33 protein-coding genes and 1 tRNA gene are annotated in these 25,098 nt (G+C 66.7%); 2 read left to right on the forward strand and 32 right to left on the reverse strand.

What is annotated here, in order from left to right:
• Positions 1-10 precede the first annotated feature (10 nt).
• The 23 genes from H8R02_RS03465 to glpK all read right to left on the reverse strand — a co-directional run bounded on the left by H8R02_RS03465 (position 11) and on the right by glpK (position 14,754).
• Entirely contained in the window at positions 11-1,285 is a 1,275-nt protein-coding gene (locus tag H8R02_RS03465) for a dicarboxylate/amino acid:cation symporter (protein ID WP_187079937.1), read from the reverse strand.
• A gap of 19 nt (positions 1,286-1,304) precedes the next feature.
• Entirely contained in the window at positions 1,305-2,090 is a 786-nt protein-coding gene (locus H8R02_RS03470; RefSeq protein ID WP_354004861.1) for an ABC transporter substrate-binding protein, read from the reverse strand.
• 474 nt (positions 2,091-2,564) lie between these two features.
• Positions 2,565-2,641, reverse strand: a tRNA-Met gene (locus tag H8R02_RS03475).
• Positions 2,642-2,661: 20 nt separating this feature from the next.
• Positions 2,662-3,063 (reverse strand): 50S ribosomal protein L17, encoded by a 402-nt coding sequence (gene rplQ, locus H8R02_RS03480; RefSeq protein ID WP_187079939.1) that lies wholly within the window; start codon positions 3,061-3,063, stop codon positions 2,662-2,664.
• Positions 3,064-3,128: 65 nt separating this feature from the next.
• Entirely contained in the window at positions 3,129-4,118 is a 990-nt protein-coding gene (locus tag H8R02_RS03485; RefSeq protein WP_187079940.1) for a DNA-directed RNA polymerase subunit alpha, read from the reverse strand.
• Positions 4,119-4,218: 100 nt separating this feature from the next.
• A complete protein-coding gene (gene rpsD, locus H8R02_RS03490; RefSeq protein ID WP_187079941.1) occupies positions 4,219-4,842 on the reverse strand; it encodes a 30S ribosomal protein S4 in 624 nt (207 codons plus the stop codon).
• Positions 4,843-4,931: 89 nt separating this feature from the next.
• Positions 4,932-5,336: a 30S ribosomal protein S11 gene (gene rpsK, locus H8R02_RS03495; RefSeq protein ID WP_187079942.1), complete on the reverse strand. Its 405-nt coding sequence runs from the start codon at positions 5,334-5,336 to the stop codon at positions 4,932-4,934.
• Positions 5,337-5,354: 18 nt separating this feature from the next.
• Positions 5,355-5,720, reverse strand: a complete 366-nt coding sequence (rpsM, locus tag H8R02_RS03500) for a 30S ribosomal protein S13 (protein ID WP_187079943.1) — start codon at positions 5,718-5,720, stop codon at positions 5,355-5,357.
• 17 nt (positions 5,721-5,737) lie between these two features.
• Entirely contained in the window at positions 5,738-5,851 is a 114-nt protein-coding gene (gene rpmJ, locus H8R02_RS03505; protein ID WP_011481465.1) for a 50S ribosomal protein L36, read from the reverse strand.
• Between the two features lie 27 nt (positions 5,852-5,878).
• Positions 5,879-6,097 (reverse strand): translation initiation factor IF-1, encoded by a 219-nt coding sequence (gene infA, locus H8R02_RS03510; RefSeq protein WP_012734373.1) that lies wholly within the window; start codon positions 6,095-6,097, stop codon positions 5,879-5,881.
• 1 nt (position 6,098) lies between these two features.
• Positions 6,099-7,418 (reverse strand): preprotein translocase subunit SecY, encoded by a 1,320-nt coding sequence (gene secY / locus H8R02_RS03515; protein WP_187079944.1) that lies wholly within the window; start codon positions 7,416-7,418, stop codon positions 6,099-6,101.
• Positions 7,419-7,448: 30 nt separating this feature from the next.
• A complete protein-coding gene (gene rplO, locus H8R02_RS03520; RefSeq protein ID WP_187079945.1) occupies positions 7,449-7,880 on the reverse strand; it encodes a 50S ribosomal protein L15 in 432 nt (143 codons plus the stop codon).
• Between the two features lie 2 nt (positions 7,881-7,882).
• Entirely contained in the window at positions 7,883-8,071 is a 189-nt protein-coding gene (gene rpmD / locus H8R02_RS03525) for a 50S ribosomal protein L30 (RefSeq protein ID WP_187079946.1), read from the reverse strand.
• Positions 8,072-8,081: 10 nt separating this feature from the next.
• Complete coding sequence (gene rpsE / locus H8R02_RS03530; protein WP_187079947.1) at positions 8,082-8,603, reverse strand: 30S ribosomal protein S5; 522 nt, start codon at positions 8,601-8,603, stop codon at positions 8,082-8,084.
• 17 nt (positions 8,604-8,620) lie between these two features.
• A complete protein-coding gene (gene rplR / locus H8R02_RS03535) occupies positions 8,621-8,986 on the reverse strand; it encodes a 50S ribosomal protein L18 (protein WP_187079948.1) in 366 nt (121 codons plus the stop codon).
• 11 nt (positions 8,987-8,997) lie between these two features.
• Complete coding sequence (gene rplF / locus H8R02_RS03540) at positions 8,998-9,531, reverse strand: 50S ribosomal protein L6 (RefSeq protein ID WP_187079949.1); 534 nt, start codon at positions 9,529-9,531, stop codon at positions 8,998-9,000.
• Between the two features lie 17 nt (positions 9,532-9,548).
• On the reverse strand, positions 9,549-9,944 hold the full coding sequence (gene rpsH, locus H8R02_RS03545) for a 30S ribosomal protein S8 (protein ID WP_187079950.1): 396 nt from the start codon (positions 9,942-9,944) through the stop codon (positions 9,549-9,551).
• Positions 9,945-9,962: 18 nt separating this feature from the next.
• Positions 9,963-10,268: a 30S ribosomal protein S14 gene (gene rpsN, locus H8R02_RS03550; RefSeq protein WP_187079951.1), complete on the reverse strand. Its 306-nt coding sequence runs from the start codon at positions 10,266-10,268 to the stop codon at positions 9,963-9,965.
• 9 nt (positions 10,269-10,277) lie between these two features.
• Complete coding sequence (gene rplE, locus H8R02_RS03555) at positions 10,278-10,817, reverse strand: 50S ribosomal protein L5 (RefSeq protein ID WP_187079952.1); 540 nt, start codon at positions 10,815-10,817, stop codon at positions 10,278-10,280.
• Between the two features lie 2 nt (positions 10,818-10,819).
• Positions 10,820-11,137 (reverse strand): 50S ribosomal protein L24, encoded by a 318-nt coding sequence (rplX, locus tag H8R02_RS03560; protein WP_187079953.1) that lies wholly within the window; start codon positions 11,135-11,137, stop codon positions 10,820-10,822.
• A gap of 9 nt (positions 11,138-11,146) precedes the next feature.
• A complete protein-coding gene (gene rplN / locus H8R02_RS03565; RefSeq protein ID WP_187079954.1) occupies positions 11,147-11,515 on the reverse strand; it encodes a 50S ribosomal protein L14 in 369 nt (122 codons plus the stop codon).
• Between the two features lie 169 nt (positions 11,516-11,684).
• Positions 11,685-13,253 carry a glycerol-3-phosphate dehydrogenase/oxidase gene (locus H8R02_RS03570; RefSeq protein WP_187079955.1) on the reverse strand — a complete coding sequence of 523 codons (1,569 nt, stop codon included), beginning with the start codon at positions 13,251-13,253 and terminating at the stop codon, positions 11,685-11,687.
• 7 nt (positions 13,254-13,260) lie between these two features.
• Positions 13,261-14,754, reverse strand: coding sequence for a glycerol kinase GlpK (glpK, locus tag H8R02_RS03575; protein WP_187079956.1), 1,494 nt, complete (start codon positions 14,752-14,754; stop codon positions 13,261-13,263).
• A 49-nt stretch (positions 14,755-14,803) separates the two neighbouring features.
• Here glpK and H8R02_RS03580 point away from each other — a divergent pair, with 49 nt between their 5' ends.
• Positions 14,804-15,934 (forward strand): esterase-like activity of phytase family protein, encoded by a 1,131-nt coding sequence (locus H8R02_RS03580; protein WP_187079957.1) that lies wholly within the window; start codon positions 14,804-14,806, stop codon positions 15,932-15,934.
• Between the two features lie 4 nt (positions 15,935-15,938).
• Positions 15,939-16,760 carry a pyrroline-5-carboxylate reductase gene (gene proC, locus H8R02_RS03585; RefSeq protein ID WP_187079958.1) on the forward strand — a complete coding sequence of 274 codons (822 nt, stop codon included), beginning with the start codon at positions 15,939-15,941 and terminating at the stop codon, positions 16,758-16,760.
• Positions 16,761-16,762: 2 nt separating this feature from the next.
• On the opposite strand, the gene cynS is transcribed toward proC, so the two are convergent.
• The 9 genes from cynS to H8R02_RS03630 form a co-directional block, all read right to left on the reverse strand.
• Positions 16,763-17,206 carry a cyanase gene (gene cynS / locus H8R02_RS03590; protein WP_187079959.1) on the reverse strand — a complete coding sequence of 148 codons (444 nt, stop codon included), beginning with the start codon at positions 17,204-17,206 and terminating at the stop codon, positions 16,763-16,765.
• Complete coding sequence (locus tag H8R02_RS03595; RefSeq protein WP_255429131.1) at positions 17,203-18,030, reverse strand: ABC transporter ATP-binding protein; 828 nt, start codon at positions 18,028-18,030, stop codon at positions 17,203-17,205. The genes cynS and H8R02_RS03595 overlap by 4 nt, the downstream gene beginning before the upstream one ends.
• A gap of 58 nt (positions 18,031-18,088) precedes the next feature.
• Positions 18,089-18,943: a nitrate ABC transporter permease gene (gene ntrB, locus H8R02_RS03600; RefSeq protein WP_187079961.1), complete on the reverse strand. Its 855-nt coding sequence runs from the start codon at positions 18,941-18,943 to the stop codon at positions 18,089-18,091.
• Positions 18,943-20,289, reverse strand: a complete 1,347-nt coding sequence (locus H8R02_RS03605) for a CmpA/NrtA family ABC transporter substrate-binding protein (protein WP_187079962.1) — start codon at positions 20,287-20,289, stop codon at positions 18,943-18,945. The genes ntrB and H8R02_RS03605 overlap by 1 nt, the downstream gene beginning before the upstream one ends.
• Positions 20,290-20,422: 133 nt before the next feature.
• Complete coding sequence (locus H8R02_RS03610; protein ID WP_187079963.1) at positions 20,423-21,082, reverse strand: response regulator; 660 nt, start codon at positions 21,080-21,082, stop codon at positions 20,423-20,425.
• Positions 21,075-22,274 (reverse strand): sensor histidine kinase, encoded by a 1,200-nt coding sequence (locus H8R02_RS03615; protein WP_187079964.1) that lies wholly within the window; start codon positions 22,272-22,274, stop codon positions 21,075-21,077. Before H8R02_RS03615 ends, H8R02_RS03610 begins: the two co-directional genes overlap by 8 nt.
• Positions 22,275-22,343: 69 nt before the next feature.
• Positions 22,344-23,204 carry a 4-hydroxybenzoate octaprenyltransferase gene (gene ubiA / locus H8R02_RS03620; protein WP_222622363.1) on the reverse strand — a complete coding sequence of 287 codons (861 nt, stop codon included), beginning with the start codon at positions 23,202-23,204 and terminating at the stop codon, positions 22,344-22,346.
• A gap of 11 nt (positions 23,205-23,215) precedes the next feature.
• The gene (locus tag H8R02_RS03625; protein ID WP_187079966.1) at positions 23,216-24,112 is read right to left on the reverse strand and encodes a Dyp-type peroxidase; all 897 of its coding nucleotides are present in this window, start codon (positions 24,110-24,112) and stop codon (positions 23,216-23,218) included.
• Positions 24,109-25,062 (reverse strand): LysR substrate-binding domain-containing protein, encoded by a 954-nt coding sequence (locus H8R02_RS03630; protein WP_187079967.1) that lies wholly within the window; start codon positions 25,060-25,062, stop codon positions 24,109-24,111. The genes H8R02_RS03625 and H8R02_RS03630 overlap by 4 nt, the downstream gene beginning before the upstream one ends.
• Between the last annotated feature and the right edge of the window lie 36 nt (positions 25,063-25,098).

The raw sequence follows: 25,098 nt of genomic DNA on the forward strand, positions 1-25,098 counted from the left end.
GGGCCTTCTCCTAGATCTTCAGGGGCCTGGGGCAGATGAGCGAGACCGCCGCGGTGTTGCCGATCACGAGGACCAGCGTGCGCAGCATGTCGCAGATCGGGTCCACGGCCAGGAACAGGATGAACGCGGCCTCGAACGGCAGGCCGAGGTAGGCGCAGGTCATGCCGACCAGCGACACAGTCACCAGGCCCGTCATGCCCGCCGATGCGAAACCGGCGAGCACCGACGCACCCATCACGAGCGCGATGTCCGCGGCGGTGAGGTCACGCCCGTAGAGCTGCGCGATGAACAGCGTCGCGGTCACGTAGTAGACGACCGGACCCACCCGCAGCAGCGAGGTGGCCAGCGGCACCAGCAGCTCGACGCGCGAGCGGGCGAAGCCCAGCTTGTCGGCCAGGCTCTCGATCATCACCGGCATGCAGGTGGCGCTGCTGCGCGTGGCGAGGGCCAGCGCGAATGGGGCACGCAGGGAGTCGAGCGTCTGCCCGAACGAGTTGTTGGAGCGGCGCCAGATGATCACGGCCGCCACCACCAGGATGATCAGCGAGGCGATGAAGAACGCCACCACGAACTGGAACATCGCCTGCAGCGGCTGGATGCCCGTCTTGCCCAGCTGCGCCGCGCTCATGCAGAACAGCACGAGCGGCAGCGGGTAGTTCAGCCAGCGCACCAGGGTCTGGCACGAGTGGTAGATCGTCTCCAGCGAGTAAGTGAGGCCGTCCGAGATGCGGGATGGCACGTGCCCCACCGCCAGGCCGAACAGCATGGCGAACACCAGCGCCTTGAGGGTGTCGCCGCTGGCCAGCGCCGAGAAGATGTTGGCGGGCACGAGGCTGAGCAGCACGTCGGTGAACGAGACGGACTTCTTGACTTCGTCCGCACCCTGCAGCTGCATGGCCGTGTCGCTGGAATTCAGGTCGCTGCCGACCATCTGGCCGAACGTGGCCATGGTTTCGCTCGACAGGTTCGAGCCGGGCCGCACGATGAGCGCGGTCGCCGCACCCACGACGGCCACTGCGATCGAAAAAGCCACGAACACCGCCGCAAGCCGCCCGAGCAGCTGGCCGGTGCCGCCTTCGCGGAACAGGCGCTGCAGGCTGAAGATGACCGCCGACACCATGAAGGGCAGCGTGATCATCTTGAGCAGGTCGACGTAGATGTCACCCAGGAAGCCGAGCTTGACGGCCTGCTGCGGGGCCACGGTGCCCATGGCGAAACCGAGGGCCAGGCTGCCCAGGATGACCCAGGGGTTGAGGGCAAAGGAATAAAGCTTTTTTGCGTCCATGGCGGAATCTCCCTGGGGGTTACTTCTCGAGCGCGGCCAGCACCTTGGCGGTGTTCAGCTTTTCGACCCGTTGCGACAGGTACTCGTTGAGGAAGGCAAGCAGCACGTGGTCGTTGATGCCCACCGCGATGCCCAGCGTGTCCTCGAGGTCCTTGAACGTGACGGTGCGCAGGTGCAGCGAGGCCGTGGGGTCGGCCTTCAGGATGCGCTTGACTTCGAACTCGTCGCGGTAGGCGCCGATCACCTCGCCCTTCTCGAGGGCCTTGAGGACGTCGGGCCAGCCGGGGTATTCCACGATCTTGGCGTTCGGGAAGTTGCGGCGCGCGTAGTCCGAGAAGGAGGACTTGGCGATCACGCCGACGCTGCCGGTGAAGCCGCGGATGACCTCGGGCAGCGCGCGCTCGCGGGCGAACTGCGCGAACTTGACCCGGTTGAGGATCAGCGCGTGGTTCATCACGAGGTAGGGCTGCGTGAAGCTGATGATCTGCGTGCGGGCCAGCGTGCGCGACAGCTTCGACAGGGCGATGTCGGCGTCGCCGCGCGCGACGATGTCCACCACCGCGTTGAACGACTTGGCGCTGCGGTTGAAGCGGACGGCGACGCCCAGCTCCTTGGCGATCGCCTTGGCGAGGTCGACCTCCACGCCGACCAGCTCGCCGTTCTTCTCGTAGAAGAACGGCGGCGTGTCGACGCCGAGCATGGCGACGATCAGTTCACCGCGGCTGACGATGCGCGCGATGTCCGGCGCAAGCATGCGGCCGTCGGGGACCTTGACCAGCGTGGAGCCAATGCCCGCAAGGGGCACAGGAGCCTGCGCGGGCTTCGGTGCGGAAGCCGGCGCTGCGGCAGCCGCCGCGGCAGCAGGAGGTGTTGCAGAGGGCGCCGCCGAGGCGGCGGGCGCGGCAGGTGCTTGTGCGAGAGCGACCCAGCTGGCAGCGCAGAGCCCGAGGGTCGCAAGCGCAGCCCGTATGTGTGCGAATGGCCGGCCGCTGTGACTGCAACGCGCGGCTGGTTTGCTCGCTTCCTGGATCCCCATGCTCGAAATACCCCTCTAGGACGAAGAACACGCGCCGATGCGGACTTCCCGCAATGGTCGGACGCAGAACGGGCGACGTTGTCTTATGTCCGTGGGATCGTATCTGCCGGTAACGCTTACGGCAATCCCTGACGCGAGCCTGAATCGGATGGTTTTCCCCTAGAAGGGATTCAGGGGGCATGTTCGTTGTCCTCGGACAACGCCACAATGAAAAACGCCCACCGGGTGGTGGGCGTCGAAGTTTGGTTGCGCGGGCAAGATTTGAACTTGCGACCTTTGGGTTATGAGCCCAACGAGCTACCAGGCTGCTCCACCGCGCGTCAAGACTGTCGATTATAGGTTATTCGGAAGCGGCCTGCTCGGTGGCGGCTGCTTCGGTCGGCTCGGGACGGTCCACGAGTTCGACGAGTGCCATCGGCGCGTTGTCGCCGACGCGGAAGCCCATCTTCAGGATGCGCGTGTAGCCGCCCGGGCGCGCCTTGTAGCGCGGGCCCAGCTCGTTGAACAGCTTGGCGACGGAGTCGCGGCTGCGCAGGCGGTCGAAGGCGAGGCGCTGGTTGGCGACCGTCTTTTCCTTCGACAGGGTGATCATCGGCTCGACGACGCGGCGCAGTTCCTTCGCCTTCGGCACGGTGGTCTTGATCACCTCGTGCTCGATCAGCGAGTTCATCATGTTGCGCAGCATCGCGAGGCGGTGCTCGCTGGTGCGGTTGAGTTTACGCAGGCCGTGTCCGTGGCGCATGGTGTGTTCCTTTCCTTATCTTCAAAGGCAGCCGTGTCAGGTACTGCCAGTTCACCATTGGTTGGTTAACGCTTGTCCAGGCCGGCCGGGGGCCAGCTTTCCAGCTTCATGCCGAGCGTGAGCCCGCGCGAAGCCAGGACTTCCTTGATTTCGTTGAGCGACTTGCGGCCCAGGTTCGGGGTCTTGAGCAGCTCGTTCTCGGTCCGCTGGATCAGGTCGCCGATGTAGTAGATGTTCTCGGCCTTCAGGCAGTTCGCGGAGCGAACCGTGAGTTCGAGCTCGTCGACCGGGCGCAGCAGGATCGGGTCGAACTGCTGGCTCGAACGCTGCACCGGCGCATCGAAGGCTGCGAGCTCGCTGCCCTCGAGCTGCGCGAACACCGCGAGCTGCTCGACGAGGATCTTCGCGGAGGCGCGCACGGCGTCCTCGGCGGTGATCGCGCCGTTGGTCTCGATCTCCATCACCAGCTTGTCGAGGTCGGTGCGCTGCTCCACGCGAGCGCTCTCGACCGTGTAGCTCACGCGCTTGACCGGCGAGAACGACGCGTCCAGGACGATGCGGCCGATCGACTTGGTCGGCTCGTCGCCGTAGCGGCGCATCGTGCCCGGCACGTAGCCGCGGCCCTTCTCCACCTTGATCTGCATGTCGATCTTGCCGCCCTGCGACAGGTTGGCGATGACATGGTCGGGGTTGATGATCTCGACGTCGTGCGGCGTCTGGATGTCAGCGGCGGTGACCACGCCTTCGCCGTCCTTGCGCAGCGACAGCGTGACCTCGTCGCGGTTGTGGAGCTTGAACACCACGCCCTTCAGGTTCAGCAGGATCCCCACGACGTCTTCCTGCACGCCGTCGATGGACGAGTACTCGTGCAGGACACCGGCGATGGTGACCTCGGTGGCCGCATACCCGACCATCGACGAGAGCAGGACCCGGCGCAGCGCGTTGCCCAGCGTGTGGCCGTAGCCCCGCTCGAACGGCTCCAGGGTCACCTTGGCACGGTTGGTGCCGAGCTGCTCCACGTTGATGGATTTGGGTTTCAGCAAATTGGTTTGCATGCAGGACTTTCCTTCTCAATACCCCCGGCTCGTTACACCGGTAAGGCTGGAACTAAAAAAACCAAGTACGAGGAGGCGAAGCTGCCTCGTTATCGTCCGTTTACCGCGAATACAGTTCGACGATCAGGGATTCGTTGATGTCGGCGCCGAATTCGTCGCGGTCCGGGACCTTCTTGAAGGTGCCTTCGGCCTTGTCGGCGTTGAGCTCGATCCAGCCCGGGATGCCGACCTGCTGGGCGAGCTGCAGCGCTTCGACCACGCGGTTCTGCTTCTTGGACTTCTCGCGCACCGCGATCACGTCGCCGGCCTTGACCAGGTACGACGGGATGTTGACCGGCTGGCCGTTGACCGTGATCGCCTTGTGGCTGACCAGCTGGCGCGCCTCGGCGCGGGTGGAGCCGAAGCCCATGCGGTATACGACGTTGTCCAGGCGGCACTCGAGCAGGAACAGCAGGTTGGCACCCGTGTTGCCCTTGCGGCGCTCGGCCTCCTCGAAGTAGCGGCGGAACTGGCGCTCCAGCACGCCGTACATGCGCTTGACCTTCTGCTTCTCGCGCAGCTGCAGGCCGAAGTCGCTGGTGCGCTGGCCCGACGTGCGGCCGTGCTGGCCGGGCTTGGAGTCGAACTTGGCCTTGTCGCTGATGGAGCGGCGGGCGCTCTTCAGGAACAGGTCGGTGCCTTCACGGCGGGAGAGTTTGGCCTTGGGGCCGAGGTAACGTGCCACTTTCTCTTTCCTTTAAAACACTACCCCGGCCTGTTGCCGGGGGAGCTTGCGCTGCGTGCAGCGCAAGCGGTGGGCTTGGGTTGACTGACTTAGATGCGGCGGCGCTTCTGCGGGCGGCAGCCGTTGTGCGGGACCGGCGTCACGTCGCTGATCGACGTGATGCGGATGCCCAGCGCGGCCAGCGCACGCACCGACGACTCGCGACCGGGGCCCGGGCCCTTGATCTCGACGTCGAGGTTCTTGATGCCCTGCTCGATCGCGGCGCGACCGGCCACTTCCGAGGCCACCTGGGCGGCGAACGGCGTGGACTTGCGCGAGCCCTTGAAGCCCTGGCCGCCGGAGGAGGCCCAGCTCAAGGCGTTGCCCTGGCGGTCGGTGATCGTGATGATCGTGTTGTTGAAGGACGCGTGCACGTGGCAGATGCCGTCCGACACGTTCTTGCGGACCTTCTTGCGCACTCGCTGCGCGGCGTTGCTGGCGGGAGCCTTGGCCATGTCTTATCTCTCTTCCCGTTATTTCTTCAGGGCCTGGGCGGCCTTGCGCGGGCCCTTGCGGGTGCGTGCGTTGGTACGCGTGCGCTGACCGCGCATCGGCAGGCCACGGCGGTGGCGGAAGCCCCGGTAGCAGCCGATGTCCATCAGGCGCTTGATGTTCATCGTGGTCTCGCGGCGCAGGTCGCCCTCGATCGTGAACTGGCCGATCTGGTCGCGGATCTTTTCCATCTCCGCGTCCGTCAGGTCCTTGATCTTCTTCGAGTAGGCGATGCCGCAGGCCTCGCAGATCTTGCGGGCGCGCGTGCGACCGATGCCGAAGATCGCCGTCAGGCCGATTTCGGCGTGCTGGTGCGGCGGGATGTTGATGCCGGCGATACGTGCCATGTCGATTCCTCTGAAACTTAACCTTGACGCTGCTTGTGGCGCGGATCGGTGCAGATCACGCGGACAACGCCCTTGCGGCGGATGATCTTGCAGTTGCGGCAGATCTTCTTGACGGAAGCCGAAACTCTCATGTTCTTTCTCCTAAAACTCGCCCGCCCTTACTTGGCGCGGAAAACAATTCGTGCCCGCGACAAGTCGTAGGGCGTCAGTTCCACGGTGACCTTGTCACCCGGGAGGATGCGGATGTAGTGCATCCGCATCTTTCCCGAAATATGCCCGAGCACCACGTGCCCGTTTTCCAGCTTCACTCGAAACGTCGCATTGGGAAGGTTCTCGACCACTTCCCCCTGCATCTGGATGACGTCGTCCTTCGCCATTTCAGCCGCCCAGCGACGTCTTGAAATTGGCCTTCTTCAGCAGGCTCTCGTACTGCTGGCTCATGAGGTAGTTCTGCACCTGGGCCATGAAGTCCATGGTGACCACCACGATGATCAGCAGCGAGGTGCCGCCGAAATAGAAGGGCACGTTGTACTTCAGGATCAGGAACTCCGGCAGCAGGCAGACGAAGGTGATGTACACCGCGCCCGCCAGCGTGAGGCGAACCAGGATCTTGTCGATGTAGCGGGCGGTCTGGTCGCCGGGACGGATCCCGGGGATGAACGCTCCGCTCTTCTTCAGGTTGTCGGCGGTCTCGCGGCTGTTGAACACGAGCGCCGTGTAGAAGAAGCAGAAGAACACGATGGCGCTGGCGTACAGCATCACGTAGATCGGCTGGCCGGGGGTCAGCGTCGCCGCGATGTCCTTCAGCCACGTCATCGACTCGCCCGCCGAGAACCAGCTGACGACCGTGGCCGGCAGCAGGATGATCGACGACGCGAAGATCGGCGGGATCACGCCCGACATGTTCAGCTTCAGCGGCAGGTGCGACGACTGGCCGCCGTACACCTTGTTGCCGACCTGGCGCCGCGCGTAGTTCACGAGGATCTTGCGCTGGCCGCGCTCGACGAACACCACGAAGTACGTGACGGCCGCGACCACGATGCAGATGATGATGGCCGTCAGCGGCCCCATCGCGCCCGTGCGCACCAGCTCCAGCAGACCGCCGATCGCGTTGGGCAGCCCGGCGGCGATGCCCGCGAAGATCAGGATCGAGATGCCGTTGCCCAAGCCCCGCTCGGTGATCTGCTCGCCCAGCCACATCAGGAACATCGTGCCGGCCGTGAGGCTGACCATCGCCGTGAGGCGGAAGCCCATGCCCGGGCTGGCCACGAGGCCGGCGGAGCTTTCCAGCGCCACGGCGATGCCCAGCGACTGGAAGATCGCCAGGCCCAGCGTGCCCCAGCGCGTGTACTGCGTGATCTTGCGGCGGCCCGCCTCGCCCTCTTTCTTCAGCTGCTCGAACGTGGGGACCACGTACGTGAGCAGCTGCATGATGATCGAGGCCGAGATGTACGGCATGATGCCCAGCGCGAACACCGTGAACCGCGAGAGCGCACCGCCCGAGAACATGTTGAACAGGCTCAGGATGCCGCCCTGCTGGCCCTTGAACAGCTGCGCGAGCTGGTCGGGGTTGATGCCGGGCACCGGGATGTGCGCGCCGATGCGGTAGACGACCAGCGCGAGCAAAAGGAACACCAGCCGGCGACGCAGGTCGCCGAACTTGCCGGTCTTCGCGATTTGTGCAGCGCTAGTTGCCACGTCGGTCCTTGGAAGTCAGAGACATCCTGCTCAGTTGAGGCTGCCGCCGGCCGCTTCAATGGCGGCCTTGGCGCCGGCGGTGGCGCCGATGCCCGTCAGCTTCACGGCGCGCTTGAGCTCGCCGGACTTGATCACCTTCACGTTCTGGACGATCTGGCCCACCAGCTTGGCCTGCTTGAGGGCCAGGAGGTCGACCTCGGCCGCGCCCAGCTTCTCCAGCTGCGCCAGCGTCACTTCGCCGTTGAACTTCAGGTTGTGCGACTTGAAGCCGCGCTTGGGCAGGCGGCGCTGCAGCGGCATCTGGCCGCCTTCGAAGCCGACCTTGTGGTAGCCGCCCGCACGGGACTTCTGGCCCTTGTGGCCGCGGCCGGCGGTCTTGCCCAGGCCGGAGCCGATGCCGCGGCCGACGCGGCGGCGGGGCTTCTTGGAGCCGTCAGCCGGCTTGATGGTATTGAGTTCCATGATCAGAGCACCTTCACCAGGTAATCGATCTTGTTGATCATCCCGCGCACGGCCGGCGTGTCTTCCAGCTCGCTCACGGAGTTGAGCTTGCGCAGGCCCAGGCCGCGCACGGTGGCGCGGTGGTCGGCCTTGGTGCCGATCGGGCTGCGAACCAGCTGGACCTTCACCGTCTTCTGTTGTTGGTTAGCCATTTGCTGCTCCTCAGGCGGTGAAGATCTCTTCGACCGACTTGCCGCGCTTGGCCGCCACTTCCGAGGGAGTGGTGGAGTTCTTCAGCGCGTCGAACGTGGCGCGGACCATGTTGTACGGGTTGGTCGAACCGTGGCTCTTGGCCACGATGTCGGTGATGCCCATGACTTCGAACACGGCACGCATCGGGCCGCCGGCGATGATGCCGGTACCCTTGGGGGCCGGCGCCATCATCACGCGGGCGGCGCCGTGGTGGCCGGTGACCGCATGGTGGATCGTGCCGTTCTTCAGCGTGACCTTGGTCATGCCGCGGCGCGCTTCTTCCATCGCCTTCTGCACGGCCGCGGGCACTTCCTTGGACTTGCCCTTGCCCATGCCGACGCGGCCGTCGCCGTCGCCGACCACGGTGAGCGCCGCGAAGCCGAGGATACGGCCGCCCTTCACCACCTTGGTCACGCGGTTGACCGCGATCATCTTCTCGCGCAGGCCGTCTTCCGGACCGTCACCCTGCGTCTTCGCTTGAACTTTTGCCATCTTGGTATCCGTGTCCGTTAGAACTGCAGGCCCGCTTCACGGGCGGCCTCGGCCAGCGCCTTGACGCGGCCGTGATACGCGAAACCGGCGCGGTCGAAGGCGACCTTCTCGACGCCGGCGGCCTTGGCCTTCTCGGCGATGCGCTTGCCGATCAGCGCGGCGGCGGCGGCATTGCCGCCCTTGCCCACGGTGCCGAGCTCCTTGCGGATGTCGGCCTCGACCGTCGAAGCGGAAGCCAGCACCTTGGAGCCGTCGCCCGAGATCACGCTCGCGTAGATGTGCAGGTTGGTGCGGTTCACCGTCAGGCGGGCCGTACCCTGCGTCGCGATCCGGATGCGGGTTTGCTTCGCACGGCGCAGACGCTGCTCTTTCTTGTTCAACATCGTCATGCTCCTTACTTCTTCTTGGTCTCTTTGATCGTGATCTTCTCGTCCGCGTAGCGGATGCCCTTGCCCTTGTAGGGCTCGGGCGGGCGGACGGCACGGATCTCGGCGGCCAACTGGCCCACGCGCTGGCGATCGGCACCCTTCACGAGGATTTCCGTCGGCGTGGGGGTGGCGAACGTGATGCCCGCAGGGGCTTCGACGTTCACGGGGTGGCTGTAGCCGACCGCGAGGTTCAGCTTGGAGCCCTGCACGGCGGCCTTGTAGCCGACGCCCACGAGCGTGAGCTTCTTCTCGAAGCCCTTCGTGACGCCCAGCACCATGTTGTTCACCAGCTGGCGCATGGTGCCGCTCATGGCGTTGGCTTCGCGCGAATCGTTCGCGGGCTCGAAGGACAGCTTGCCGTCCTTGGAGGCCACCTTCACCAGCGCGTTCGTGGCCAGGCGCAGCTCGCCGCCCTTGCCCTTCACGCTGATCTGGTCTTCCTTGATTTCGACGTTGACGTCCTTCGGGACTTCAACGGGCATTTTTCCGACTCGGGACATTTCTCTTTACCTCCCGCTTAAGCGACGTAGCAAAGGACTTCGCCGCCGACGCCGCTGGCGCGGGCCTTGCGGTCCGTCATCACGCCCTTGGGGGTCGTCACGATGGCGACGCCCAGGCCGTTCATGACCTGGGGGATGGCGCCGACGCCCTTGTACACGCGCAGGCCGGGGCGGCTCACGCGCTCGAGGCGCTCGATGACCGGGCGGCCGGCGTAGTACTTCAGGGCGATCTCGAGCTCGGTCTTGCCGCCTTCGGTCTTGACCTGGAAGCCGTCGATGTAGCCCTCGTCCTTCAGCACCTGGGCGATGGCCACCTTCACCTTGGAAGAGGGCACCGTCACCGAGGACTTGGCGACCATCTGCGCATTGCGGATGCGCGTCAGCAGGTCGGCGATGGGATCACTCATGCTCATGTCTGTCTCTCCTCGCGCTTACCAGCTGGCCTTGACCACGCCCGGGATGTCGCCCGTGAAGGCCATCTCGCGGATCTTGTTGCGGGCCAGGCCGAACTGGCGGAACGTGCCGCGCGGACGGCCGGTGATTTCGCAGCGGTTGCGCTGGCGCGTGGGGTTCGCGTTGCGGGGCAGCTTCTGCAGGGAGTCGCGCGCGGCGGCACGCTCTTCTTCGCTGCGCTTGGCATCGTTGGCGATGGCCTTGAGCTCCTCGTACTTCTTGGCGTACTTGGAGACCAGCTTTTCGCGCTTGAGTTCGCGCTGGATCAGTGCGGTTTTAGCCACGATGCACCTTCAGTTCTTGAACGGGAATTTGAAGCCGGCCAGGAGCGCCTTGGCTTCCTCGTCGGTCTTCGCCGTGGTCGTGATGGAGATGTTCAGACCGCGGATCGCGTCGACCTTGTCGTACTCGATCTCGGGGAAGATGATCTGCTCTTTCACGCCGATGTTGTAGTTGCCGCGGCCGTCGAAGGCGCGGCCGGACACGCCGCGGAAGTCGCGCACGCGGGGCAGCGCGACCGTCACGAAACGGTCCAGGAATTCGTACATGCGGTTGCCGCGCAGCGTGACCATCGTTCCGATGGCCTGGCCTTCGCGGATCTTGAAGCCGGCGATGGCCTTCTTGGCCTTCGTCACGACGGGCTTCTGGCCGGCGATCTTGGTCAGGTCGCCGACGGCGTTTTCCATGACCTTCTTGTCCGCCACGGCCTCGCTCACGCCCATGTTCAGCGTGATCTTGGTGATGCGCGGCACCTGCATCGGCGACTTGTAGCCGAACTTGGCGGTCAGCTCGGGAGCGACCTTGGTGCGATAGTGTTCTTGGAAGCGGGACATGATCAGGCCACCTTGATTTCTTCGCCGGAGGACTTGAACACGCGCGTGCGCTTCTCGCCTTCCGTCTTGATGCCCACGCGGTCAGCCTTGCCGGTGGCGGGGTTGAAGATCGCGACGTTGGACTGGTGGATGGGCATGGCCTTCTCCACGATGCCGCCGGTCGTGCCCTTCATGGGGTTAGGCTTGGTGTGCTTCTTCACCAGGTTGATGCCCTCGACCACGATGTAGTCGGCATCCTTGCGCAGCTGCACGCGGCCGCGCTTGCCCTTGTCCTTGCCGGCCAGCACGATGACTTCGTCACCCTTGCGGATCTTGTTCATGACGGTTCCTTACAGGACTTCGGGCGCCAGCGACACGATCTTCATGAACTTCTCCGTGCGCAGCTCGCGCGTCACGGGGCCGAAGATGCGGGTGCCGATGGGCTCCAGCTTGTTGTTGAGCAGCACGGCGGCATTGCCGTCGAACTTGACCAGGGAGCCGTCGGCGCGGCGAATGCCCTTGGCGGTGCGAACGACGACGGCGCTGTAGACCTCGCCCTTCTTCACGCGGCCACGGGGCGCGGCTTCCTTGATGCTCACCTTGATGATGTCGCCCACGCTGGCGTAGCGACGCTTGGAACCGCCGAGCACCTTGATGCAAAGAACGGACTTCGCACCGGTGTTGTCGGCGACTTCGAGCCGAGATTCAGTCTGGATCATTTCGTTTATTCCCAACTTGTCCCGAAACCCCCGAGGGAACATCCCTCAGGCCATCGGGGCAGTCTTGGGCCCGCCGTCGCTTCTTGCGAAACTTCGAATGGGCAGAAGCTCGCCTACCAAAAGGCGAGCCCGCGATTATGACCGATCTGGCTGGATTGTCAAACGGGGGCTATTGTGGCAACTCCGTGTAGCTGCGCGCCAGCGCCTGGAAGGCCTCGACCTGGGGGTCGACGCCGGTCTCCTCACGCAGGATGGCCCCCACTTCCGGCGCGAGCTCGGCCGCCATCGCCGCATCGAGGAACAGCAACCGGACGCGACGGGCCAGCACGTCCTCGGCGGTTCGGGCGTACTCGCGGCGGGCCGCGAACCGGACCATGGCTTCGGTCAGGCCGCCGCCGAGCTTGCGGCCGCTGCCGGGCAGGGACCCCACCAAGCCGGCTTCGCCTCCATATATATGCGGGCCTTGCGCGGCGCTCAGGGAAACGGGCGCGCCGCGCAGGTCGGTTGCGCCCACGAGCGGCAAGTTAGTGGTCACACCCGGTCTTGCCCTCGGCAGGAGCTGCGCACCGAAACACTTCTCGAGGACGTCCTCCGCCATGGCCCGGTAGGTCGTCCACTTGCCGCCGGTCACGGTGACCAGCCCGCTGCGGCTGACCAGCACCGTGTGCTCGCGGCTGAGCGCCTTGGTGGACTCGCCGTCCTCGCCCAGCGGCTTGACCAGGGGACGCAGCCCGACCCAGATGCTGCGGATGTCCCGCGGCTGCGGGGCCCTGACGAGGTAGCGCGCCGACTCGCCGAGGATGAACGCCAACTCGTCCTTGAACGGGCGGGGCTCGCGCGGCAGGTCGGAGCGGGGCGTATCGGTGGTGCCGAGGATCACCTTGCCGAGCCACGGCACGCCGAAAAGCACCCGGCCGTCCACCGTCTTGGGCACCATGAGCGCGTGGTCGCCCGGCAGGAATTCCTTGTCGACCACGACGTGGACACCTTGGCTCGGCGCCACCATGGGCTTGACCGCGCGGCCGATGGCCTGCCCATCCTGTTGGCGCAACTCGTCGACCCAGACGCCCGCGGCGTTGATCACGCACTTGGCGTGCACGCGGTATTCGCGGCCGGTTTCCTGGTCGCGGCAGGCCAGGCCGACCACCTTGCCGTTCTCGTGCAGCAGGCCTGTCGTGCAACAGTAATTGACGAGGAGCGCGCCGCGTTCGGCGGCCGTGCGCGCCAGCGCGAGCGCGAGCCGGGCATCGTCGAACTGCCCGTCCCAGTACTTCACGCCGCCCTTGAGCCCATCCGGCTTCGCTGTCGGCAGGCAGGCCAGCGTGCGCGAGCGGCTGAGGAACTCCGTCGCCCCGAGCCCGGCCGATCCCGCCAGCGCGTCGTACATCTTGAGCCCGGCGCCATAGAACGGCGTCTCCCACAGTTTGTACGAAGGCATGACGAAGGCCAGTGGCTGCGCCAGGTGCGGCGCGTTGCGCAGCAGTGTCGTGCGTTCGTGCAGCGCCTCGCGCACGAGCGAAATGTTGCCCTGCGCAAGGTAGCGCACGCCGCCATGGACCAGCTTTGTCGCCCGCGACGACGTGCCCTTCGCGAAATCGTGCGATTCCACGAGCACGACGCTGAAACCGCGGGCGGCAGCGTCCAGCGCCACGCCCAGCCCGGTTGCCCCACCGCCCACGATTGCCAGGTCATACGTGTGCGGCCGGGCCAGCCGCTCCACCAATTCTTGTCGCTTCATGTCCCCGTCATTCTCGCTGCGCCCAGCCCTTGGATCGCTCCACCGCCTGCCGCCACCGCGCGAGCTTCGCGCGGCGCTCGCCCTCCGGCAGGCGCGGCTCGAAGCGGCGGTCCGACTTCCACTGCGCCGAAATTTCGTCCGCGCCGGACCAATAGCCGGTCGCAAGACCGGCGAGGTACGCGGCGCCGAGCGCCGTGGTCTCCGTCACCTGCGGCCGCACGACGGGCACGCCGAGGAAGTCGGCCTGCATCTGCATCAGCAGGTTGTTGCGCGACGCGCCGCCATCGACGCGCAGTTCCTTCAGCGCGATGCGCGAATCGCGGCTCATCGCGTCGAACACGTCCGCGCTCTGCAGCGCAATCGCCTCAAGGGCGGCACGCGCGATATGCGCACGCGTCGTGCCGCGGGTCATGCCCACGAGCGTGCCACGCGCGTAGCCATCCCAATCGGGCGTGCCCAGGCCGGCGAACGCCGGCACGAGATAGACATCGCCGGTGTCTTCCACCTGCGCGGCGAGCGACTCGACCTCGGGCGCCGACTGGATCACCTGCAAGCCGTCTCGCAGCCACTGCACCGTCGCACCGGCCATGAACACGCTGCCTTCGAGGCAGTACGCCGTGCGGTGCGCTGCCTGCGGGCCCTGCCAACCGACGGTGGTGAGCAGCCGATTGCGGCTCGCCACCGGCGTGGCACCGGTGTTCATCAACATGAAGCAGCCCGTGCCGTAGGTGTTCTTGGCCATGCCCGGCGCGAAGCAGGCCTGCCCGAACGTCGCGGCCTGCTGGTCGCCGGCGATGCCCGCGATGGGGATCGAAGCCTCGAACAGCGATGTCTCCACGTCCGCGAGCAACCCGCTCGAAGGCAGCACCTGCGGCAGCACCGCGCGCGGGATGTCCAGCAACCGCAGCAGCTCGTCGTCCCAGTCCATGGTGTGCAGGTTGAACAGCAGCGTGCGCGACGCGTTGCTCGCGTCCGTCCCGTGCAGCCGCCCGCGGGTGAGGTTCCACAGCAGCCAGCTGTCGACGGTGCCGAAGGCCAGCTCGCCCGCTTCGGCACGCTTGCGCGCGCCCGGCACGTTGTCCAGCAGCCATTGGAGCTTGGTCCCGGAGAAGTAGGCGTCGATCACGAGGCCGGTCTTCTTCTGGATCAGAGCGGCCTTGCCGGCTTTGCGCAGCTCGTCGCAGCGCGGTGCCGTGCGGCGGTCCTGCCAGACAATGGCGTTGGCCACCGGCTGGCCGGTCGCGCGGTCCCACAGCACCGTGGTCTCGCGCTGGTTGGTGATGCCGATCGCGACGATCTCGCCCCCGGCCTTCTCGATCGCCTCCAGCGCCACCGCATGCTGCGTCGCCCAGATCTCGCGCGCGTCATGCTCCACCCAGCCCGGCTGCGGGAAGATCTGGCGGAACTCGCGCTGCGCGAGGGCGACCACCTGGCCCTCCCGGTTGAACACGATGGCACGCGAGCTCGTCGTCCCCTGGTCCAGCGCAAGAACGTATTTCATGGGCCCGCAGCGTAACTCAAGCTTCCCGCAGGAACTAGACTCGCTTGCGATGACTTCCCTCCTGCTCACGCGCCGCACCCTGCTGCGCGCCACCGGTGCCGCCGCGACGCTGGCCGCCGCGGGCTGCATGGTGCCCTCCGTCACCTCGGCCCCTCCCAAGCTCAAACTGATCGGCGAGGCGACGCTCCCGCACCGCATGAAGTTCAAGGGCACCACTGTCGGTGGGCTCTCGGGCATCGACTACGACACGGCGCGCAACCTCTGGATCGCGCTGTCGGACGACCGCTCCGAGATCGACCCGGCGCGGTTCTACACCTTCGACCTGCAGCTCAGCCCGGGCCAGCTGCAGGTCACGCTGAAGGACGTGCACACCCTGCGCCAGTCAAACGGGCAGCCGTTCCCCGGCCGGCGGCAAGGTGGCGACGTGCCCGACCCCGAGGCCGTGCGGTGGCTGCCCAATGGCAACGTGCTGTGGACCAGCGAGGGCGACGGCGCGATCAAGCTGTCGCCCTGGATCCGCGAAGCGCGCGCCGATGGCTCGCACGTGCGCGAGTTCGAGCTCCCGCCCATGTTCCGATTTGGCGGCACAGCGGGCACCGGCCCGCGCAACAACGTCACCTTCGAAGGGCTCGCGCTCACGCCCGACGCGCGCGGCGCGTGGGTGGCGATGGAGAACGCGCTCGAGCAGGACGGCGGCATGCCCACCGTGGAATCCGGCGGCGGCGCCTGCCGCTTCACGCTGTTCGACGTGGCGAGCGGCCGCGCGACACGCCAGATCGCCTACCAGCCCGACCCGATCCCGGCGCGCCCCATCCCGCCCGGCTCTTTCGCGGACAACGGCGTGAGCGAAGTCCTGATGGACGGCGAGCACCACATGCTGGTGCTCGAACGCGCATTCATGATGGGCCGCGGCACTTCGCTTCGCGTGTATCGCATCGACGTGCGCGAAGGCTCCGACACGCTCGCCGTGGCTTCGCTGTCCGGTACAAACGTGCGCATGCCGCGCAAGACCTTGATCGCCGACTTCGCGCAGCTCGGCCTCTCGCGCCTGGACAACACCGAGGGCATGTGCTGGGGCCCGCGCCTTGCGAACGGCGCCCGCACCCTGGTCTTCGTGAGCGACGACAATTTCAATCCCCTGCAGGTGACGCAGTTCGCCGCCTGCGAATACCTCGGGTAAGGACATGGCAAACGACAATACGCGCATCGGCTTCATCGGCGGCGGGAACATGGCCAGCGCCATCATCGGCGGGCTCATCCGGCAGGGCATGGCCGCCTCGAACATCGAGATCGTCGAGCCCTACGAGCCGCAGCGCGCGAAGCTCAAGGAGCAGTTCGGCATAACGGCGCAGGCGGAACCCGGCGCCGCGCTCGCCGGTTGCGAGCTCGTCGTGTGGGCCGTCAAGCCCCAGACCTTCAAGGACGCCGCCGCGCAGGCCAAGCCGCATACGGGCACCGCGCTGCACCTGAGCGTGGCCGCGGGCATCCGCTCCGACAGCATCGCGCGGTGGCTCGGCACGCAGCGCATCGTGCGTTCGATGCCCAACACGCCGGCGCTCGTGGGCAAAGGCATGACGGCGCTGTTCGCGCGCGATGCTGTGACCGCGGCGGACAAGGCGCAGGTCGAGCGCGTGATCGCCACCACGGGAGAGTTCCTGTGGGTGGACGAGGAAAAGCACCTCGACGCCGTCACCGCGCTCTCCGGTTCCGGCCCGGCGTACGTCTTCTACTTCCTCGAAGCGATGCGCCAGGCCGGCAAGGAAATGGGCCTCACCGAGCAGCAGGCGTACAAGCTCGCCGTCGGCACCTTCGTCGGGGCATCGGCACTCGCGCAGGCGTCGAACGACCCACCCGAGCTGCTGCGCGAGCGCGTCACCTCCAAGGGCGGCACCACTTACGCCGCCACGACATCCATGGACAGCGACAACGTGAAGGCGCACTTCATCAAGGCGCTGCACGCCGCCTGCAAGCGCGCCGACGAACTCGGCAACGAATTCGGTGCCTGACCTCAGTACGTCTTGTACGGCAGGAACTTGCCGGAGAGCACGACGCTCACGCGGTCGCCCTTCGGGTCTGGCTCGCGCGTGATGTCCATGGAGAAGTCGATCGCGCTCATGATGCCGTCGCCGAACTCCTCGTGGATCAACTCCTTGATCGTGGTGCCGTAGACGTTGACGATCTCGTACCAGCGGTAGATCAGCGGGTCGGTGGGCACGGAAGTGGGCAGCGAGCCTTTGTACGGCACCACCTTCAGCCACTTCTGCTCGTCCTCGGTGAGGCCGAACACCTCGCCGAGCACCTTGGCCTGCTCGCTCGTGGCCGTCATCTGCCCCAGGCAGAGGGCGGTGGTCCATTCCTTCGACTGGCCGACTTTCTTGGCCACGCCTTCCCACGTGAGACCCTGGCTCACCTTGGTGGCGATGATCTTTTCGGTGACGTCGTTGCGGTTCATGCGTTGGCTCCTTGTGGGGGTGAGGGTTGGTGCCCCGCGTGCGCGCGGGACACCAGGAAATCGACGATGTGGTTGCGCAGGTCGTAGTAGCCGGGCAGGTGGTGCAGCCCGGAGCGCGTGCGTTCGCGCGGCAGCGGGTTGATCACGACTTCGGCAATGCCGCCGGGTGAATACGTGCCGTCGTGCTCCGCGCCGTTGGACATCAGCAGGACGCGGTCGGCCAGCAGGATGGCTTCGTCGACGTCGTGCGTGATCATGAACACGGTCTGCCGGGTGCTGCGCACGATGCCCATCAGCTCGTCCTGGATGGTCCCGCGCGTCAGCGCGTCCAACGCGCCGAAGGGCTCGTCCAGCAGCAGCATCTTGGGCTGGATGGCGAATGCGCGCGCGATGCCCACGCGCTGCTTCATGCCGCCCGACAGCTGCGCCGGCTTCTTGTCCAGCGCGGCGGTCAGGCCCACCATCGCCACGAACTTCTCGACGTGCGCGTTCACCTGCGCGGGCTTCCAGTCCGGCCAGCGCGATTCCACGGCGAAGGCGATGTTCTGGCGCACCGAAAGCCAAGGCATGAGCGCGTGGCCCTGGAACACCACGCCCCGCTCGAGCCCGGGCCCCGCGACCTCGCGCCCGTCCATGATCACCGTGCCGGTGGTCGCACGGTCCAGGCCGGCAAGCACATTGAGGATCGTGGTCTTGCCGCAACCGGAGTGGCCGATGATGCAGACGAACTCGCCGCGGTCGATCGCGAACGTCACGTCGGCGAAGACGGGCTTGCCGGCAATGAACGACTTCGACAGGCCATCGACTTTCAGGAAGCCTGGCATGGCTGCCTCCTTCTGCGCGACGCGCGCCGCCGGCACCACCCCCGGCCCGGGTTCGCGTTCACTCCACATAGGTCACCGCCTTCTGCAACTGCGCGAAGAGCAGGTCCAGCAGCATCCCGACGAGCCCGATCACCACGATGGCGAAGATCACGTTCGTGAGCGACAGGTTGTTCCACTCGTTCCACACGAAGTAGCCGATGCCCGTTCCGCCCACCAGCATTTCCGCGGCCACGATCACGAGCCAGGCGATGCCCATGCTGATGCGCATGCCGGTGAGGATGGTGGGCGCCGCCGCCGGCAGGATGACGCGCAGCGCCTTGCGCAGCGGCCGCACTTCCAGCGTGAGCGCCACGTTCAGCCACTCGCGCTTGACGCTCGCCACGCCGAACGCGGTGTTGATCAGCATCGGCCACACCGAGCAGATGAAGATGACGAACACGCCCGAGACCGACGAGTCCTTGATGGTGTACAGCGCCAGCGGCATCCACGCGAGAGGCGAGATCGGCTTGAGCACCTGGATGAAGGGGTTGAACGCCTTCTGCAGCAGCGGCGACATGCCGATGACGAAGCCGAGCGGCACGGCCACGATGCACGCGAGCAGGAAGCCCAGGCCAACGCGCCCGAGCGAGTGCGCCAGCTGGATGGCGATGCCCTTGTCGTTGGGGCCGTTGTCGTAGAACGGGTCGCCCAGCTGGCGCGCGAATGTGGCACCCACCTGCGACAGCGTGGGAAAGCCCGTCGTCTTCTGCGTGCCCGGGTCCTTGCCCATCATCTTCGCGTACTCGGCTTGCTCCGCGCTCAGCGCCCCCGCCGCGCCGGCGCCCGGCTGCTGCGTGGCCAGGTGCCACGCACCGAGAAACACCAGCAGCAGCAGCGCCGACACGAGCGCCGCCTTGAGGTCGAGGCGCGACATCACGGCGCCGCCATCCGGCTGATCGCGAAGCTCTTCGCGTACTCCTCGGGCTTGGCGGGGTCGAACTCCTTGCCCATCACCTTGAACTTGCGGTACGCGCCCTCGGGCGGCCGGAAGCCCGCCTGCGACATGTACTTCTTCGCGTCGGTGAGCAGGAACACCTTCTCGGCGATCTGCCTGTAGTTCACGTCGCCCTTCACGTAGCCCCAGCGCTTCATCTGCGTGAGCATCCACACCGCCATCGACTGCCACGGCACCGGGTCGAAGTTGGCGCGGTCGGGCACGTTGCGCACGTTGCCCAGGCCATCCGCGAACTTGCCGGTGAGCACCTGCGCGAGCACCGTCTCCGGCTGGTTGAGGTATTGCGGCGGCGCGATCACCTTGGCCATCAGCTCGCGGTCCTTCGGCTGGCTCGCCATGAAGCTGGCGGTGAGGATGGCGCGGTAAAGCGCCGCGAACGTGTTGGGGTTCTGCTTGATGAACTCTTCGCTCACGCCGAACGCGCAGCACGGGTGGCCGTCCCAGATCTCCTTGGACAGGATGTGGATGAAGCCGACCTCGTCGTACACCGCGCGCTGGTTGAACGGGTCCGGCCCGAGGAAGCCGTCGATGTTGCCCGCGCGCAGGTTGGCCACCATCTCGGGCGGCGGCGTCACGCGGATCTGCACGTCGGTGTCGGGGTTGATGCCGTTTTCCGCCAGGTAGTAGCGCAGCAGGAAGTTGTGCATCGAATACTCGAACGGCACCGCGAACCTGAACCCCTTCCAGGTCTTGGGGTCGCGCTTGTCCTTGTGTTTCACGTGCAGCGTGATCGCCTGCCCGTTGGTGTTCTGGATGCTCGCCACGTTCATCCCCACCTGGTTGCTGCCCAGACCCATGCTCATGGCCAGCGGCATCGGCGAGAGGAAGTGGCTGGCGTCGTGCTCCTTGTTGATCATCTTGTCGCGGATGAGTGCCCAGCCCGCCGTCTTGTTCAGCGAGACGTTGAGGCCCTCCTTCTTGTAGAAGCCCAGCGGGTCGGCCATGATCAGCGGCGAAGCGCAGGTGATGGCGATGAAGCCGATCTTCAGGTCCTTCTTCTCCAGCGGCCCGCGCTCCTGGGCCATGGCCTGCAGCGCACCCACGGGCACCAGCGAAGCGATCGCGGCGCGCGCGGTGCCGGCGCCCACGGCCTTCAGGAAGCTGCGTCGCACCGCGTCGACAGGAAAGAGCGCCTTGACCAGCGTGTTCTCGATGAACTCGTCACTGGTGGCGCCGTGCTCCTGAGGGGCGTGGTCGGCGCCGCAGGCACAGCGCAGCTGCATCGGCCGGTCGGCATCGTAGGCGTCGGGAAGGCGGTCGGGCATGGCGAGGTCCTCGGTGCGATGAAGTCCCTGCTGCCTTGCAAGCGCTGCGCCTGCGGTCCGCCCGAGCCGGGCCGAAGGGGCAAATCACCCACGGCCCGTCGAACGCGTGTAGTGCCAGCCCTACAAACCCGGGTCAGCCGGCGCCCTTCGCGTGCCGCTCGGCATAGAGCGCAAGCTCCACGTCGTTGCGCGTACCCGTCTTTTCCAGGATGCGGGCGCGATAGGTGCTCACCGTATTGGGTGCCAGCTGCAACTGCGCACCAATATCGCTCACGCTATGCCCCGAAGTGAGCAGCCGGAACACCTGGTACTCGCGGTGCGACAGCGCTTCGGGCCCCGCACCTGCGCCACCACGGCCCACGGCGCTGGCGAGGGCTTCCGCCGTTGTCGGGGTGACGTACACGCCGCCGGCCGCCACCTTGCGCACGGCGGCAATCATGTCGTCGGGGTCCGCGCTCTTGTTCAGGTAGCCGGCCGCGCCCAGCTTGATGCAGCGCACGGCGTACTGCCGCTCGGGGTAGGTCGACAAGATGAGGACCGGCAACTTCGGCCAGTCCCGCCGCAGCGCCTGCAGCACGTCGAGCCCGTCGCGCCCGGGCATCGCGATGTCCACCAATGCGATGTCGAGCCCGGCTTCGCCGCCGTGCTGCGCGACGAGTTGCAACGCTTGCGCGCCATCGACCGCCTCGGCGCGCACCTCGATCTCCGGCGCGTCGGCCAGCACCTGCTTGAGGCCCTCGCGCACGATGCGGTGGTCGTCGGCGAGCAGCAGCCGGATCTTGCCGTCAGCCATCTTGCAGCGGCAGGTACAAAGTGAAGGTGCTGCCGCGCCCCGGTTCGCTGCGGATCGCGAGCCGGCCGCCGAAGTGGCGCGCCCGCTCCCGCATACCCATCACGCCGTAGGCAGTCGGCGCCTCGAACGCATCCGCCGGTGCGCCGCAGCCGTCGTCGCTCACGGCAAGGCGCAGCTCGCCGGGCGCCAGCGCGACGTGCACGGCGACCCGCGACGCCCGCGCGTGCCGCCCGACGTTGGACAGCATCTCCTGGAAGATGCGGAACACGGCCACGGACACGGGCTCCGCCAGCTCGGGCAATCCGCTGGCCGGCACATCCCAGTCGAGTGCCAGCTCGCTCACCCGCACGAACTCGTGCGCCTGCCATTCCAGCGCCGCCCACAGGCCCTGGTGGTCGAGGATGCTGGGGCGCAGGTCGGTGATGATCCGGCCCACGTTCTGCACCGCGTCCTCGATCAGCCGGCTCATGCCCTGGCACTTGCCGCGCATGCGGTCGCGCATGGCCTGCGCGTCGGCGGGCTCGCGTTCCGCCTGCTCGGACAAGCGCTTGTCCAGCCAGTTGATCTCCATCTTCAGCGCCACGAGCAGGCTGCCGAGCTCGTCGTGCACCTCGCGCGCGATGCGCGTGCGTTCTTCTTCGCGCACCTTCTCCGAGTACGCGGCCAGCTCGCGCTGGCGGGAGAGTGCCACCGACAGTTCGCGCGTGCGTTCCGCCACACGCTGCTCCAGGGCCTCGTTCGCCTGCCGCAGACCCTCGGCGGTCTGCTTGCGCTCGGTGATGTCGACGAACGTGATGACGGCGCCGCGCACTTCGCCCGCGTCCATGATCGGGTAACTCGAATACTCCACCGGAAAGGCCGTGTGGTCGCGCCGCCAGAACACCTCGGTGTCGATGCGGCAGGGCAGGCCCTGGCGGAACGCGTTGAAGATCGGGCAGTCGGTGTCCGGGTAGTGCGAGCCGTCGGCATGCGAGTGATGGGTCAGCTCGTGCATGTTGCGGCCCAGCACCTCGCCCTGCTCATAGCCGAGCAGCCGCGCGCCGGCGCGGTTGATGAACATGCAGTGGCCGTGCAGGTCGATGCCGAAGATGCCTTCGCCGGTGGACTCCAGCAGCAGCCCGAGCTGGTGCCGCCACAGCGGGTTGGCGGCCGGCTCGGGCGGGGCAGTCAGCGTCAGCGCGTCGGCATGCATGCCGCACGCCATGCAACGCCTGTGCCAGCTTGGTGCGCGGCGGCCCTCGCGCGGTGCGCGCTCAGAGCTTCAGGACCTTGTGGCGTAACCCAGCACGATGCCGGCAAACACGGCGAAGCCGACCCAGTGGTTCAACCGGAAGGCGCGGAAACAACCTTCCCGCGTGCGGTCCCGGATCAGCGACCAGTGCCACGCCGCCTGCCCGGCCGCGGCCAGCAGCCCCAATGCAAAGAACGCGCCCAGCTTTTCGCCCGCGAGCGCCGCCGCCCAGATCACGAGGTAGGCGGCATAGCAAAGCATCACAACGGCCACGTCGGCGCGGCCCAGCGTGATGGCCGACGTCTTGATGCCGATCTTCAGGTCGTCGTCGCGGTCCACCATGGCGTACTCGGTGTCGTACGCGAGCACCCAGAACAGGTTGCCAAGCAGCAGCACCCACGCAAGCAGTGGCACGCGCGACTCCACCGCCGCAAAGGCCATGGGGATGCCGAAGCTGAAGGCGACGCCCAGCACGGCTTGCGGCATCGACACGAAGCGCTTCGCGAAGGGATACGCGATCGCGATCGCGAGCGCGACGAACGACCACGCGATCGTTGCTGCGTTCGTCGTCAGCACGAGGGCGAACGCCGCGAGCGCCAGCACCGCACCGAGCACCAGCGCCTCCTTCACGCCGATGCGTCCCGCCGTCACAGGCCGCTGCGCCGTGCGCTTGACGTGCTTGTCGAAGTCCCGGTCGGCCACGTCGTTGACGCAGCAGCCGGCGCTGCGCATCAGGATCGTGCCGAGCGTGAACACCGCCAGCAGGTGCCAGCCGGGGAAGCCATGCGCCGCGACCCACAACGCGGAGAGCGACGGCCACAGCAACAGCAGCCAGCCCGCGGGCCGGTTCCAGCGGATCAGGTCGAGGTAGAGGTCGAGTTTCTCGCGCAGCACTTGGTGTCTTACAGGCCCAGCCGGCGCAAATCCAGCTTGCCGTCCCGCATCGGGGGACACCAATAGTACGACCCGTTGACGGGCTTCGAAATCCGGAAGATCGCATCGACGATGCCGTCGTCGTGGCCCGCCATGCGCTTCATCTGCGCCTCGAAGGCGTAGAACGACTTGCCGAACGCCACGAACATCAGGCCGGCCTGCATGCTCATCATCCACGGCATGGAGCGGCGCAGCAGGAAGGCCTCGGGCTCGAAGCTCTCCTGCGCGGTGCGCTTGACGTGCGCCTCCTCGGGCGAGTCCTCCAGTTCCTCGTTCGTCACGCGGTCGCGGCCGAAGTGGTGGTTGGCCGCGTCGCCGGCCAGCGCCTCGAACGCGTCGAGGTCGTGCAGCCACTGCTGCACGGCGACGAAGCTGGAGCCGTCGGGCGCGAAGGCAGCCGCCACGGCAGCCTCGCCCTCGGGGTTTTCGGTGCCGTCCTCGTAGCCGGTGAGGTCGCGCCCGTGCGTGCCGCTCCAGGAATGGCGGAACGCGTCCACCACGTGCCGCACGACGAACGCGGGTGCGAGCGCCTTCTGCACCTTGCGCGTGAGGTGCAGCAACTCCCCGAGGTCTTCACCCCGGATCCAGCACCACAGCGTCCCCGGCGTCGAAGGCACCTTCACGCCGTGCCCCGAGAAGTCGGGGAATTCGTGCAAGCCCTCGACCTGCGTGCCGAGCGCCTTCACGAGCGAAGGCCCGATGCCCAGCACCACGTCGCTGCCGTTCGCCAGCGGCGACAGGCGCGTGAAGGCTTCCTTGATCTGTTGTGCGGTGGTCCCCTCCTGCGCGACGACGAAATTGACGTAGCGTGCAACGGCGGGGACGGGGTCGAGGATTCCGGGTTGGAAGATGTTCTTGTCGGTCATGAGAGTCGTTTGACGCCCGGCAGCTCGCAGGCGTAGATGGCGTTGCGCAGCGCGGCGATGGCCTCGTAGCGCGTGAAGCTGCGGCGCCACGCCAGCACCACGCGGCGGCTCGGCGGGTCGCCGTCGAAGGGGATGTACTTGACGAAGGCCTGGTCGTCCTTGCGCCGCTTCGGCTTGGTTTCCAGTGCGTCCTTCGGCACGGACAGCCTCGGCACGAGCGTCACGCCCATCCCGGCCGCCACCATGTGCTTGATCGTCTCCAGCGACGAGCCCTCGAAGCTCTTGCGGATGCCCTCGGCGTCACTGGAAAAGCGCGCGAACTCGGGGCACACCTCGAGCACGTGGTCGCGGAAGCAGTGGCCGGTGCCCAGCAGCAGCATCGTCTCCTTCTTCAGCTGGTCGGCCGTCACGGTGGCATGCGCCGACAGCGGGTGCGTGCTCGGCACCGCCGCGAGGAAGGGCTCGTCGTAAAGGGCTGCGATGGCCAGGCCGGTGTCGGGGAAGGGCTCGGCCATGATCGCGCAGTCGATCTCGCCCGTGCGCAGCATCTCCAGCAGCTTGACGGTGAAGTTCTCCTGCAGCATCAGCGGCATCTGCGGCGTCCGCGCAATCGCCTGGCGCACGAGGTCGGGCAGCAGGTACGGGCCGATGGTGTAGATCACGCCGAGGCGCAGCGGGCCGGCCAGCGGGTCCTTGCCGCGCTTGGCGATCTCCTTGATTGCCGCTGCCTGCTCCAGCACGCTCTGCGCCTGCCGGACGATCTCTTCGCCCAGCGGCGTGACGGACACTTCATTGGCGCTGCGCTCGAACAGCTTGACCTCCAGCTCGTCCTCGAGCTTCTTGATCGCCACCGACAAGGTCGGCTGCGACACGAAACAGGCTTCCGCGGCACGGCCGAAGTGCTTCTCGCGCGCAACTGCCACGATGTACTTGAGCTCGGTGAGCGTCATAGCCTCTTGATATGAGGGGACAGAGCTAAAGATCTG

This window comes from Ramlibacter albus (assembly GCF_014297445.1).
GTDB classification, from domain to species: domain Bacteria; phylum Pseudomonadota; class Gammaproteobacteria; order Burkholderiales; family Burkholderiaceae_C; genus Ramlibacter; species Ramlibacter albus.

Coding starts and splice junctions, on each gene's coding strand:
- H8R02_RS03625 (WP_187079966.1), bottom strand. CDS start 24,112: ATGACCGACAAGAACATCTTCCAACCCGGAATCCTCGACCCCGTCCCC.
- rplN (WP_187079954.1), bottom strand. CDS start 11,515: ATGATCCAGACTGAATCTCGGCTCGAAGTCGCCGACAACACCGGTGCG.
- rpsM (WP_187079943.1), bottom strand. CDS start 5,720: ATGGCACGTATCGCCGGCATCAACATCCCGCCGCACCAGCACGCCGAA.
- rpsE (WP_187079947.1), bottom strand. CDS start 8,603: ATGGCAAAAGTTCAAGCGAAGACGCAGGGTGACGGTCCGGAAGACGGC.
- H8R02_RS03570 (WP_187079955.1), bottom strand. CDS start 13,253: ATGAAGCGACAAGAATTGGTGGAGCGGCTGGCCCGGCCGCACACGTAT.
- glpK (WP_187079956.1), bottom strand. CDS start 14,754: ATGAAATACGTTCTTGCGCTGGACCAGGGGACGACGAGCTCGCGTGCC.
- rpsH (WP_187079950.1), bottom strand. CDS start 9,944: ATGAGCATGAGTGATCCCATCGCCGACCTGCTGACGCGCATCCGCAAT.
- cynS (WP_187079959.1), bottom strand. CDS start 17,206: ATGAACCGCAACGACGTCACCGAAAAGATCATCGCCACCAAGGTGAGC.
- rplR (WP_187079948.1), bottom strand. CDS start 8,986: ATGTTGAACAAGAAAGAGCAGCGTCTGCGCCGTGCGAAGCAAACCCGC.
- rplO (WP_187079945.1), bottom strand. CDS start 7,880: ATGGAACTCAATACCATCAAGCCGGCTGACGGCTCCAAGAAGCCCCGC.
- H8R02_RS03580 (WP_187079957.1), top strand. CDS start 14,804: ATGACTTCCCTCCTGCTCACGCGCCGCACCCTGCTGCGCGCCACCGGT.
- H8R02_RS03465 (WP_187079937.1), bottom strand. CDS start 1,285: ATGGACGCAAAAAAGCTTTATTCCTTTGCCCTCAACCCCTGGGTCATC.
- H8R02_RS03610 (WP_187079963.1), bottom strand. CDS start 21,082: ATGGCTGACGGCAAGATCCGGCTGCTGCTCGCCGACGACCACCGCATC.
- rpsK (WP_187079942.1), bottom strand. CDS start 5,336: ATGGCCAAGGCTCCCGCCAGCAACGCCGCGCAGCGAGTGCGCAAGAAG.
- rpmJ (WP_011481465.1), bottom strand. CDS start 5,851: ATGAGAGTTTCGGCTTCCGTCAAGAAGATCTGCCGCAACTGCAAGATC.
- rpmD (WP_187079946.1), bottom strand. CDS start 8,071: ATGGCTAACCAACAACAGAAGACGGTGAAGGTCCAGCTGGTTCGCAGC.
- H8R02_RS03615 (WP_187079964.1), bottom strand. CDS start 22,274: ATGCATGCCGACGCGCTGACGCTGACTGCCCCGCCCGAGCCGGCCGCC.
- rplX (WP_187079953.1), bottom strand. CDS start 11,137: ATGAACAAGATCCGCAAGGGTGACGAAGTCATCGTGCTGGCCGGCAAG.
- H8R02_RS03595 (WP_255429131.1), bottom strand. CDS start 18,030: ATGCCAGGCTTCCTGAAAGTCGATGGCCTGTCGAAGTCGTTCATTGCC.
- proC (WP_187079958.1), top strand. CDS start 15,939: ATGGCAAACGACAATACGCGCATCGGCTTCATCGGCGGCGGGAACATG.
- H8R02_RS03605 (WP_187079962.1), bottom strand. CDS start 20,289: ATGCCCGACCGCCTTCCCGACGCCTACGATGCCGACCGGCCGATGCAG.
- rplQ (WP_187079939.1), bottom strand. CDS start 3,063: ATGCGCCACGGACACGGCCTGCGTAAACTCAACCGCACCAGCGAGCAC.
- infA (WP_012734373.1), bottom strand. CDS start 6,097: ATGGCGAAGGACGACGTCATCCAGATGCAGGGGGAAGTGGTCGAGAAC.
- H8R02_RS03485 (WP_187079940.1), bottom strand. CDS start 4,118: ATGCAAACCAATTTGCTGAAACCCAAATCCATCAACGTGGAGCAGCTC.
- ntrB (WP_187079961.1), bottom strand. CDS start 18,943: ATGTCGCGCCTCGACCTCAAGGCGGCGCTCGTGTCGGCGCTGCTGCTG.
- H8R02_RS03630 (WP_187079967.1), bottom strand. CDS start 25,062: ATGACGCTCACCGAGCTCAAGTACATCGTGGCAGTTGCGCGCGAGAAG.
- rplE (WP_187079952.1), bottom strand. CDS start 10,817: ATGTCCCGCTTCCAAGAACACTATCGCACCAAGGTCGCTCCCGAGCTG.
- rplF (WP_187079949.1), bottom strand. CDS start 9,531: ATGTCCCGAGTCGGAAAAATGCCCGTTGAAGTCCCGAAGGACGTCAAC.